General features: G+C 31.3%; 6 protein-coding genes and 2 pseudogenes. 1 reads left to right on the forward strand and 7 read right to left on the reverse strand.

The genetic code is table 11. The annotated features are described in order from the left end of the window. Positions 1-1,070: 1,070 nt before the first annotated feature. The 7 genes and pseudogenes from ACUN0F_RS04245 to ACUN0F_RS04275 all read right to left on the reverse strand — a co-directional run. Positions 1,071-1,529 (reverse strand): annotated as a pseudogene (locus tag ACUN0F_RS04245) (RNA-guided endonuclease TnpB family protein); the annotation flags it as partial. 173 nt (positions 1,530-1,702) lie between these two features. Then, positions 1,703-3,664 (reverse strand): DUF3472 domain-containing protein, encoded by a 1,962-nt coding sequence (locus ACUN0F_RS04250; RefSeq protein WP_327987896.1) that lies wholly within the window; start codon positions 3,662-3,664, stop codon positions 1,703-1,705. A gap of 494 nt (positions 3,665-4,158) precedes the next feature. After that, complete coding sequence (locus ACUN0F_RS04255; protein WP_193674364.1) at positions 4,159-4,644, reverse strand: DUF4879 domain-containing protein; 486 nt, start codon at positions 4,642-4,644, stop codon at positions 4,159-4,161. 245 nt (positions 4,645-4,889) lie between these two features. Continuing rightward, on the reverse strand, positions 4,890-5,654 hold the full coding sequence (locus ACUN0F_RS04260; protein WP_131935343.1) for an SDR family oxidoreductase: 765 nt from the start codon (positions 5,652-5,654) through the stop codon (positions 4,890-4,892). Between the two features lie 868 nt (positions 5,655-6,522). Then, positions 6,523-7,065: pseudogene (locus ACUN0F_RS04265) on the reverse strand (DMT family transporter); the annotation flags it as partial. 315 nt (positions 7,066-7,380) lie between these two features. Next, complete coding sequence (locus tag ACUN0F_RS04270; protein WP_087984388.1) at positions 7,381-8,781, reverse strand: MATE family efflux transporter; 1,401 nt, start codon at positions 8,779-8,781, stop codon at positions 7,381-7,383. A 630-nt stretch (positions 8,782-9,411) separates the two neighbouring features. Then, positions 9,412-10,614, reverse strand: a complete 1,203-nt coding sequence (locus tag ACUN0F_RS04275; RefSeq protein WP_445539176.1) for a macrolide family glycosyltransferase — start codon at positions 10,612-10,614, stop codon at positions 9,412-9,414. A gap of 335 nt (positions 10,615-10,949) precedes the next feature. Between ACUN0F_RS04275 and ACUN0F_RS04280 the strand changes: the two genes are divergently transcribed. Continuing rightward, positions 10,950-11,486 (forward strand): GNAT family N-acetyltransferase, encoded by a 537-nt coding sequence (locus ACUN0F_RS04280; RefSeq protein WP_131935340.1) that lies wholly within the window; start codon positions 10,950-10,952, stop codon positions 11,484-11,486. The last annotated feature ends 1,405 nt before the right edge of the window (positions 11,487-12,891 follow it).

The raw sequence follows: 12,891 nt of genomic DNA on the forward strand, positions 1-12,891 counted from the left end.
AGAGCTACCCACAGATTCATGGATGTTCCTCTCCTGTCCTTCTTTTATATACACTTAATCGAGCCACTAAGAATATCCACCTAAACAATTACTTCATAAGGGCTTTCTAGTTCAAAAACAAAGTTCTAAACAACAGTTCCATTAAAGTTTTTCTTTCTAATATTCCATCTAACTCCGTACGATTAATTACTTCCTATAGTAGTCTTTCTACTGTATCTATTTTTATCTCATTTGGCTTTCCCAATATTTCTTACTTCTATTGTTTGATCATTATGACTGGAACTTGTTCGGTTTCGAAAATTTTATTGTAACCATAACAAAGTAGAAAAAACAATAAAATAATTGTCCAAATAAATATAAAAACTTTATAACTATACTTCATATGAAAAACCTCATTTTCCCTATATAAATGATTGTACATACACTCCGTAAATCCAATTACACAAATAATTGGATATTTTAGTAATAGAGAATCATTAAGTATTAGAAATTGTTATTCATAAACACATGCAAGAAATTTCCAAAAAAATATCATCTAGGCATTTTAACATTTCATAAAAATGCACAGATGATATTTTTACGTTTAGCTAAGTAATGCTTTTTATATAAAGAATCCTTATCTCTATTTCACCTTGATGTTTATATGTACAAGAGTCTGTGTAGCAACTAGGCTGTACTTTAAATATGTACTAAATTGTGTGTGGGAAAGGAAGCACATTTTATTTAAAGTTTTTACTTTAAACCCCTTAATTAGTTGGTAGTCTTCTTCATTCAGACAGAAAGAAAATTTAAAGTTTGCACGTATTTTCAACTCAGACCCTTTACTACACACACTCCTATACACATAAAAACATATACATTTTTTGTAACACTACGGAAATAACAGGAAATAATATCGAAACATTTATAACACTATGTAACAAACTTGTGACATTAATGTAACATTAATGTAACATAATGTGTTTAATCATACAATACTTTTTTAACTAATTATCAACAAAGTTCTGTTAATATCGTTCATATTTAATAAAGTTTATATAGAGTATTACATATTAAGAGGGGCAGTCCTATTTACATAGGTATAGGTTTTTAACGTCTTTGTTTCGATAAGAACATAATTGGCTGTAAGCAAATGTTTTCGATACGACAATGACTTGTTTGCCATACCATTTTGCTTTATATTGCAACATAGTTCGAAGCTGTGACCATGATACCTCACTAATCGCTTTTGCTAACTTACAATTCTTTAACATATTTGATATATACAAATCCTCTATTCCGATAACATCGTGGTTTTTAATGATTTCAGTTGAGACTTTGTCTAAGTAATCTTTTGTAGAATTTTTCATTTATTCATGAATTCTAGCTACTTTCACTCGTTGTTTATTTTTTCTAGAAGAATCTTTCATTCTTCTAGAAAGAACACGCTGTGATTTCGCCAACTTCTCTTCTAATGATTGGAAAAACTTCGGATTTTTATAGGTTATTCCATCTGACAAGATGACAAAATCCTTTAGTCCTACATACATTCGATGGGCGGTGGAGTAACAGCTTATGTATGTAGAACAATTAAGATGGCTTCCTACCATCCCTTGTCCGAAGCCAATTCATCTCCACCTACTCACTTCGTGTTCCTTGAAGAAGGAGTCTTCTTGGCTAAAATGATAAAAAAGTTGGGGATTCCCCCAACTTTTTTATACATCTATTGTCTTATTAATCCTGTGGATGTGACCTGATATGTTCTTTTCTTACCTATATATTCCTGTTTTCCATTCTCAAGGTTAGTTAAAGTCGCTCGCGATTTTTCCTTTGCTGCTTCCCCTTCTATATGAGTAAATTCTATATAATCTCCCACTTTTATAGGTACTGTTTGGATTTCAGCATTTTGTTGTCTATTTCCCATGATTTCCTTATTGTACATAACGCTACCGGATGAGCCTTGGACCTTAATACTTGCATATGTACTATTAAAGTAAGAATGCGGTACGCCAGCTTCTAATTTAATTTTCAGCTCTTCTGCTGTTTTATTATAATCTACTTTTGCAATTTCTCGATCACTATATCCTTTTAATGACCATGCAAATTGTTTTCCATCTAGAATTGTTGTCTCTGGCATTTTTTCAACTTTCTTTAATCCCTCTTTAGTAACCAGATACCTTGCTGTCTTTCCAATAGTCTCATTTTTGTTATTTTCAAGATTCGTTAATGTTGCGCGTATCTTTTCCTTTACTGCGTCTCCTTCTATATGAGTTAATTCAATGTAATCCCCCACTTTTACAGACACAGTTTGGCTTTCGGTATTTTGTTGTCTATTCCCCACGATTTCCTTATTGTATAATACGCTACCAGATGAGTTTTGGACCTTCATACTTGCATATGTGCTATTGAAGTAAGAATGCGGTACACCAGCTTCTAATTTGATTTTCAACTCTTCTGCCGCTTTATTATAATCTACTTTTGCAATTTCTCGATCACTATATCCCTTTAGAGACCATGCAAATTGGGTCCCTACTAAAATATCAGAATTTCCATTTGTAATTCCTACTTTTTTCTCTACAGTTCGATCAAATATGTCTGTTAATGTAATTTTAACAAAAGCCGTTTGAGGCAATTGCATAGTTTGACTTACCTCAGTTTGGTAGGACTTAATATTATCAATTACTTTCAAAGGTTGTCCCATTAACTTTTCATTGTCATAGATTTCAATTTTCCCTTTAAATTGTGGAGTACTTTGTTCTTTCAATTTCCAAGAAACATTTAATTTCTCATCTTCAAAGCGAATATTTTGAATATCAAAATCTAAAATTCCCATTTCTGGTTGACTAGGCTGATTTATATTAAAACTTTTTCCAGTACCAATAGTTGATTGAGTATTTCCTCCTGCCTTAACCCAGAGATATTCTGAAGTTACTCCTCCATCGTATTGATAGGACGTATCATGTTGCCCAGAGATACGCTGATTATTCCAAGAATTCCATTGTTGATCCGAAACTTTTCTGCTGTATCCATTTTTAAGGCGTGCTTCTCTTACATCTTGTCCATTACCAGCCCAGTCCTCTTGAAACATCGATAGACCATAGTTAAATGCAACATTCGCAACTGGATGATCCATAATAGCAACTAACTTCCATTGATTTAATTTATTATCTTTTATCCACTGGCCAAACTTTGTATGGCCATCTTCTTGCCAAGAACGTAGAGTCATTCGATACCATTCACTATCTTTCCAATTATAAGTTGTTTGTACCTTCAGACCTGTTCCTTCTCCACCAAATCTACTGGCTTCTGAAGTCGGCGATAAATATTCAGCCTTTATTGCTTGGTTTGATGCTATTGGATCCCAAAGCGCAAAATGAAGAGTACGTTTACCGGTTTGATCAAAACCACTTTGTTGTTGGAAGCCAGCATAACCACCACCCTCTCCCCCCTGATTCCAGTTATGCACAGCCCAATACGTATAAGGTGCTGTTTGGACTGGTGACCAGTCTATGCTAATAATATCTGAAGCAGCAGTATTTTGTGGTGTTACATAAACTGATGGAGCATGAGATCGGATTGCTGCCTTTGTACTAGAAATTGGTGCTCCATACATTGACATCATGGTGCAAGCCGCAGTAATAATAACAATCTTTTTTAATCTTCCATTTGTTTTTTCTTTAAACATAACTTCCTATCTCCTTTTAAATTATTTTAGTTACATTGAATAATAACGATATACATACTATTAAACAAATTATGTAAAAAAATAACATTAGCTATACTACCTAGTTATGTTTAATGTTTTTTTCACTACTATTACTAATCAAATTATAGTATTTTGTAAGAAAATCGTATGATTTATGACTAAATGTTGGCTAAAAATATTATAAAAATTCATAAATATATAGTTTTAGATTAGGATGCTGAAAAGACTCCTTTGATATTTCATGATTTTTCAATAGATTTATTTTCTTAATTACTCACACTATTAACTAAAATTTGTTTACGGAAATAACATTATGTAAACATATATCGTGATAATTAGATAAGATAGCTTATCAATTTGCACGTGTCTTTTCAATAGATTAAAAGAGCCCACAAAAAACGTAGACTCCTTTAGTTACCTAAACATTAAATATTACAACCAACCAAAAATTAACATTAAATTCTTCTGTTAACTTATTTGATATTTAATGACGTAAATAATGTATTCCAAGGTGCATTTGTAGATGTGTTTTGATATTTGAATTGTCCATTTTGCTGTCCCGAAGCATCCCATTTATATTCCCATCCATCAACTGTTCTATCACCATTAATATCAATCATCTTAGAATCTACTTTTTTTAGTTTTTGACCACTCATTTGAGCAATCGGATTTCTACCATATCCCATTTCATTTGTATAAATATATAAATAGCTTCCTCCATGATCTTTAACCGTACTTAAGTTGTTTGCACCAATAAATTCAACTCCGCCTAATTGAGATTCAACTTTTACTACATTTAATGATGTTAATGGTGGTGCAGGTGCTGCAGATACATCTGTCGCTAAACCAACTGTTGCTCCCACTACTAATGATGAAACTCCTAAAATCATTCTTTTTAGCATACACTCATCCCCTTTATATTTAATACAAATTGATTCTATCATACTAATTTCATACATTTCGTTCCCTGTAAAAGAGTTAACAAAAAGTACCTATTTATATATGAAATTGTGCATATTCATTGCATTTACCATTAATCCTACTACAGCATAATTGGTTCTCTACCTTGATTGACTTTCAATACTTGGACTCGTTTCAAGGTGACTTTTGTAAGAGCTAATAAATGGTGCGTAGTTCGGTTATTTAACAAATAAAAAATAGAATTGCAAATCCAACTCTATTTAAGTCGGTTTTTCCTCTAGCATTATAAGCAAGATCCACCACTTGCATCGATTAACTCACCAGTTATCCATCGGCTGTCTGATGAAGAAAGAAAACCTACAATATCAGCTATATCATTAGGTTCTCCCCACCTATTAAAAGTCGATAAACCTGCAGCATATTTTTGGCCATCTTTATTCCCCAATGTCTCAGCTTTCATTTCTGTATTAATTATACCCGGGAGAATTGCATTTACTGTAATACCACAAGCACCAAGTTGTTGTGCTAAAGTATGAGTAAGTGTATTAATTGCCCCCTTAGATATACTGTAGGCAAAAACACTTGGGGAGGCTACTCGTGTAACAAATGATGAAATATTGATAATCCGCCCTCCATCTTTTAAACGTGGCAAAGCCTTTTGAATTATGAAAAATGGAGCCTTCACATTAATATTCATAACCTCATCAAAAGACTCCTCTGTAGATTCCTCTAACATTAAAATCTGCCCAATTCCAGCATTGTTTACAAGAATATCAAATGTAGTATTACCTATATGTTTTTGAAGAGATTGATCCATCATTAAATACAAGTTATTAATGCCTTTAAAAGTACTTAAATCTGCACTGATTGCAAATGCGGCACCGCCATCTTGTTTAATTTTATCCACTACATTTTCTGCTTCTTCTTTTCTTTTACTATAGTGAACTACAACTAACGCACCAGCCTGTGCCAAATGTAATGCAATACTTCGTCCTATTCCCCTACTAGCCCCTGTTACTAATGCAACTTTCCCCTTCAATTTATTCATCTCATCATCCCCTTGTTTAAAATTCTACTTAGTTATATCACTGGATACTCTTTGAAATGTTGCTCTCTAATTTGGTTTCCTTAAAGAACCTAGATAGTCTTGATACTAATTTTATTTAATACTAAACATCTGATTTTCTTTTTATAATATAGTGCCCCATGTCCGTTAAGCTAAGAAAAGTGAATACCAAAAACAAAAAAAATTATTAGGTTCAGATTGTAGTACCTGAAAAATATCTAGTTTCTAAACCCTTATTAAGTAGCTACGATGAGCAATTATACTAAACTAATAATGAAAAAAGGATCTGATATGAATATCAAATCTTTTTTTACTATCCATAATTATTTCACTGCTTCTTTTTAATTCTTTTCCAGCCTTAAATGCCGATGCTTTAGAAGCAGAAATTCACATTTATTTAACATTATTATATATAATTTTAACGGATTATATGTTAAACTTATTACATTCCAAGAAGTCCTTTATTTTTAGAATCGATAATTCTTCAATACCCTTAGACTTGCCCTACGTCCCCTGTAGGGCTTTTTTCGATTAACTAACGTATATACTTCTTATACACTTTCTGAATCTTATCTCCACTATTATGTATCCACTTCAATGTTAAATCTTTTATCAATATAGAAGTTTAAAAAAGAGTATGAAATAATACGTATTAAATTGAACGGATATCATGATATATTTTCAAAGTGCTGATACATAATTTCTTTAAATCGGAGAAAACAAATCCTTATCTACCCAGGTTTTGAGCGCCTTATAGCGTATTTTTTTGCAAAAGAACCTTCACAATTCATACATAAAAAACAAAAAATATATGGGCTCTATTTTCAAGTTCATTTCACTTATTCCTTTCTTAATTAACCTTTTTTAGAGTTAATTTCGATTCTTGCTTTTGAGCTCTAAACCCTAATGCGATAGCCGCTCCAATACAGCTTGAAAAACAACCAACAAACAAATACAGAGATGGATCTGACTCACCGATTAAAACGGAAGCTATCCCTCCAATTACAGGGAATAGCGCAACCATATATCCACTTTGAGCTCCTCCAATTTTTTCTACAAGCTTCAAATAGAATAACCATGCTACAAAAGAAGCAAACAGAGTTAAATATAGCAACATAAATACATATGAAAAAGATGTCGGAAATGTAAATTCTTGTCCTTGAAATAATACAACTACTCCCATCAATAAACTACCTACTGTAAATCCAATAGCATTTGCATAGATAGGATTCACCTTGTGACTTGCATTTCTTGCCGAGCTCGCATCACCTATTGCTGTAAGAAGCGTACCTAAGATTGCGACCATAATTCCTTTTATATCATTGAAACCTTGAAAATTATTTAAATTTGGATAGATGAGAATGCATACTCCTAATACACCTAAAATTCCTCCAACATATTTCATATCATCCCATTTGCAGAAAGGTTCTTCATCTTTTAAAACCATTTCTGTATACCTTTCCCATACACCATTAATGTTTGCCATATTGAATCGCCCCTCGTCTTGTAAAATTCTTAGTGCAAACATCTTATCCGAGTAATAAAAGTCGTAAGGTGTATCCTTATTAAAATAACGCTGAAAATCGATTTCATCTTCTAGTTCTGGAATATTTCTCTTTGCTGTTTCAACTTTTATATAAGAAGAAAGCGGAAAGTCCTCCAATTCATCGTCATATATATGCTCTAAAACCCAATTTCACCTTCTATTCTAACTAACAAGTCGTGAAATTCGTTTCTTCTGCCATGAAAGTTTATAGTATCCGTATTGCAAAAGTAAACTCACAATAAATGCAGCTGGATATCCAATCCATATTCCTCTTATACCAAGATTTGTATGATAAGAAAGGTAATAAGCAACTGGAACTTCTACAACCCATATTGATACGACACCGATAACAGTGGGCCATAGTACAGTTCCACTTGCTCGCATTGCCGCACCAATAATTTGAGCATGACCGAAAATTAAGTAACTCCAAAGTGTAATCATCACTAAACTATGAGCAATTTCGATTGTATTCGGGCTCGTTAAGAATAACGATAGGATTTCTCTTGAAAACAAGTAAATAAGAGCGATTAATATTCCACCAATTATATAGTTCATAACAATTCCAGCACGAATAACTTTCTGTAATTGATTAAATTGATTCGCACCAATGGATTGTGCAGCGAAAATGGATACCGTAATTCCAAGACTGACTGCCGGCATCTGAACATAACTTGCAACCTGGTTCACAACCCCATATGCAGCAGTCGCATCAGATCCGAAGCGATTCACAAATGCGATTACCGCAATCTCAGATAACGAAACAAGTATCATATTAATACTCGCTGGAATCCCAAGGCGTAATAATAGTTTTAATAAATCCCAATCCATACGAAGATATTTCCGTACTGTTTTATCTAATTGCAGTGGATGATTCTTCTTCTTTAAATAAATAAGCATAACAACAAATGTTACAATTGTTGAGATAACAGAAGCATAAGCGGCCCCATACACATCAAACTTCGGCATTCCTAGCCAGCCAAAAATTAGAATAGGTAATAAAATCATATTTAAAGCTGTACTAACAATTAAGAAATAAAATGGTGTTTTAGAATCTCCTGTACCTCGCATAAATGTTGTATAGGCAAAATATAAGAATAAAACTGGCATAGAAATAAATAAGATACGCGCATAATGCACACTCATATCAATTATATTTTCTGGCGTACCCATAAGGCGCATAATATTTAGGGCAAATATACTTCCTACTACTGCCAAAATAGCTCCTATTATAAAGGTAAAAGTCAGCGTCGTACCAACGATAGCTTTTAAACGATCTTCATTACGGGCACCAAATGCCTGACCAATTAAAATCGAACTACCTGATCCAATCCCAATTACAAATGATACAAGTAAAAAGAATAATGGGAAAAACGCTGAAATAGCAGCTAAATCATTCACACCAAGCCATCGCCCTACCACTACCATACCAAACAATTGTCCAACTGATTGTAATATATTACTTAAAAGCAAGGGAACTAAAAACATAGACATTGATTTCCATATTGGTTGCCCTTGATTTTTTGATTTTGCACTTTCTTGAATATTATCTGTAGATGATTTCAAATTTCATTTCTCCTTTTATTAGGGGGCACTATGTCATTCTGGGAATTGTACGCGAAAGACAAAAAGAGATTTTAAACCCAACTTTATTATTTGTAAACATTACTCTATATTAAATAATCAACATTGTTCACCAATTTCAGAGTTAAATTTGGTGATGAATTTTAGCTACCTCTTTTTAAAAAGTCCTTCTATATGGATACTGCCCATAGCCAATAAGCTATTTTTTCATAATGTCCCCAAAAACAAGAAAGATGTTTTGGGGATGTTTCATTTCACTAGATTGATAGGCTTGTGGCGGTACCCTAAATAACATACCAAAATACACTTAATTTGATAATAAACATCAGTTTCATTTGAACTAAACTAGCTTGGGTTCCGTACATAAGAAAATATTGTATCATCATATAACTCAATACCGTAATAACCAAAAAACAACATATAAACCAAGCATATTTATTGTTAATTATTCAACTTCTAGTATCCCAAAAATTAACATGATTACAGTAAAACACACGATATAAACGACTAACTGAATAACAATAAGCAATATAAAACTGATAGGTTATTCGATAGAATTTTCATTCCAATCACCACATGCTCCACAAATTCTTCAGCCACAATAGTTTTGCTTTATTTAATACCTATTTTAAATTTAAAGGTTTCAATTTTATCGACTGCCTTGTTATATCCTCCAGCATTTTTTAAAGATTCTCCAATTCTATGGCTATTTTTTGTATAAATATCATTTGATAACACATGCATTGCTGTATTACGTAATATCTCCGGAGTAAGCAATTTACGATTTAACTGGACTCCGGCTTCTAATTCTTCTATTCTTTGAGCAATTATAGGCTGATCTCCCATAACTGGAATAACTAGCATAGGAACACCAAAATATAAGCTTTCACTGGAACTATTCATTCCCCCATGTGTAATAAATAGATCAGTATGTTGTAAAATGTCTAATTGAGGAACGTAATTACATAGCTTAAAATTAGAAGGAATATTATTTAATTGACTAATATCATTTTGCTTCCCTACAGCTAATATGACAGTAACCGAGATATTTCGAAATGCTTCAAAACATGTGTGATAAAAATCGGGTTGCTGGTTAAATACTGTTCCCATAGAAATAAAAATCAGCTTGTTTCCCTTTTCCTGTTCTAAGGAAAAAGAATCTACATCTTTACGCTGTGCAATAGAGGGCCCAACAAATATATAAGAATCATCAAATTCTTCGACATTTGGTTGATATAATTTTGATGTATATACAATTGTAATATCTCCTGGGCATGTCATCAAATTTTGTTTTTCATTAAGAGTAATTCCATAAATATCTTCCCATTTTTTAAAAATACGCATAACTTTCTGATATAAAGGAGATTTTTTATTCTCTTCCTCATGATCCTTCATAAGAGCAGATACTATTTTTTTAGTAATGGCAAATGTTGTACATGAAGAAATTTTAGGTATTTGTAGTACTTCAGCTATAATCCATCCAACAGCGAAATTATTATCATATATAACATAATCGTATTCTTCTTCTTTTACTTCTTCTAAAATTATCCCTATTATTTTATCCATGGATTTCACCATGTGTAATAATAGTTCTTGAGAATTTATTTGCCCATTCATTCTTTTTACCATGTCTATTTGTGATATGAAATTTTCATATGGTCGAAACAAAGCTCCTGTATTCTCTATTTTACTTCTATACTCTTCTACGCAATAATAAATAACTTCCTCGCCTCTTTTTATTAGTTCTTCAACAAGTGCAATTGTCGGATTAATATGTCCTTCTCCTGGAAAATTAAACATTAGAACTTTTGCCATATTATTGTTCCTCCCCTAAAGTTTAAATAACTATTTCATTATTACTAATATCAATCATGTACCGATATTTGAAGTAAAGATTTTCTCTTTGAATAAATTTTTACTAAATATCCTTTCTATTCAAGAGTTTTTCTCCTCTCATTTTAATAAAATCGCGCGTGCTATTAAATGGAATAAACAATTAAGAAACAAAGTTGATATAAAAAACCACATAATTCCCCCCTCTATTTATCTCATGTATAATAAAAAAATAACTAAGAGTAGAAAGGGCTGAATTATGCACAGATATCAATATTTTTCATCTACCCATCACCAATATAATGGAGGTAAAAGTATTGATTACAGAACTATACACACAAAGATTATATTTAAGAAAAACAGAAGAATCTGATTCATTAAGCTTATTTAAAATATGGTCTGATCCAGATGTTACGAAATTCATGAATATTATTAATTTCACTAATGAGGATCAGGCAAAAGATATGATTAAATTTCTAAATGAGCTGGCTCAAAACAATAAAGCAATCCGATTTACTATTATTGAAGCAAAATCTAATCAAATCATTGGCTCATGTGGTTATAATTTCTTAGATTTTGAAAACTCTAAAACTGAGATCGGCTATGATATTTCAAAAGCATTTTGGGGCAAAGGATATGCACCTGAAGCAATCTCCGCTTTAATAGATTATGCATTTATTGATTTAAAACTAAACCGCATTGAAGCAAAAGTTGAACCTGAAAATCTAAATTCCATAAGCGTTTTAAAAAAATTAAAATTCACATTAGAAGGAACTCTAAGAAAAAGTGAAAAATCAAATGGAAAATTCATCGATTTAAGTATCTATTCAAAATTAATAACTGATTGCTTGTAGTCTCTCCCCCTATACTTCAGTGAAGTATAGGCCCTTTTTATTCCTTAATAAAATTCAAATTGTAAGTCAATAGAAAATTGATTTCGTTTCTAGTTACTAACCTACAACTCATAACTGTTTATAAAGGTACACTTTTATAGGTATATCAAATGCTCTCTATATCTTTGAACAAGTAATAATAAAAAGCGAACCAAAGGGTGTGCCTTTATAAACACTGATCACTTTTTAGGAAGATTCATCTGTAAAAAGTAAAACTAAATTTACATCATTTTATAAATTGCAATACAAGTCGTTAAATATCCAAATAAAAATCCAATGATATCAGTGGATTTCATGAGTTAAATATTTTTGTATATTTTGTAAAATTCATTTATTAAACGAAAAATCCCTCCACGATTTGTGAAGGGGTTCAGCATACATTGAAAGGGTACTTCTATTTTAATATATAAAAGCAAAAACTCGTATTGATAAAATTCACCTTTTTGATTTTGCAGCTTTTATTCCACTATAAAGAAACTTTTTTAAATTCAATTTATCCTTATAAATTGTTTATATAGAATTAACCAAACGTTTGTTTAAAAATTAAAGTTTAATTTATTCACACTCAAAAATTAATAATATTCTAGTTTCAAGTTGTTATATAGTTTTTTAGAATAAAGAAAAATACATCCTATATAGAGTTTTTCCGTTCATATTACAAGGGGAATTTGATTTAAAATCAAACCTTACTTAAAACTAAACACACAAAATATATACTACTGTCTATCGTTAGACAGTATCTTTGATAAACAATGATCTTTTCATGCAATATTGCATAAAAAAACACCTGTTACTCTTGCTATAATTTCAAGAGTAAACTGTTGCATCCAACATTTTATAATCTTCTATATTCAATAATATAGAAACCCTAATTACAGGCAAAAGGCGAAGAATATTGGTGGTTCTTCCCTTTTTGCTTATTTTTCTAACAGTCTAATGATTCATTCTATAGTCTAAATGTTTTTATTAATCAAACTTATTAAAATTCAAAAATACAACATTTTAGTTAGCAAACTAGAGATAAATACTTCATTATTTTTTCTGCTATATTGAAAAGTTCCTACTTTAAATACAATAAGAAAAGCAAAAAGAACTTGTAGGAATCCTACAAGTTCTTTTTGCGATTACAGCCAATAGACAGGACACATAAAATATCTGGTTATTCATATCGGGGAAACTATCTTATATATGGTTTGATTCCATTATACAGCAAATTGCAATTCTTTAAGATTTTATTTTTGAAAATTTTGTGAATTCAAGAAATGAGATGTTATAGCGAGCTATTAATCCCTAAAAATACCAATTATGCATTTTATATAAAATATTTTGAATCAATATCTATACCATAATAAATTATAAAAAATGT

The sequence above is a fragment of the Bacillus sp. 1A genome, assembly GCF_052682215.1.

What these genes read in the sequence shown, in the direction of transcription:
- ACUN0F_RS04275 (WP_445539176.1), bottom strand. Translation starts at nt 10,614, where the DNA reads ATGGCAAAAGTTCTAATGTTTAATTTTCCAGGAGAAGGACATATTAAT.
- ACUN0F_RS04260 (WP_131935343.1), bottom strand. Translation starts at nt 5,654, where the DNA reads ATGAATAAATTGAAGGGGAAAGTTGCATTAGTAACAGGGGCTAGTAGG.
- ACUN0F_RS04255 (WP_193674364.1), bottom strand. Translation starts at nt 4,644, where the DNA reads ATGTATGAAATTAGTATGATAGAATCAATTTGTATTAAATATAAAGGG.
- ACUN0F_RS04250 (WP_327987896.1), bottom strand. Translation starts at nt 3,664, where the DNA reads ATGTTTAAAGAAAAAACAAATGGAAGATTAAAAAAGATTGTTATTATT.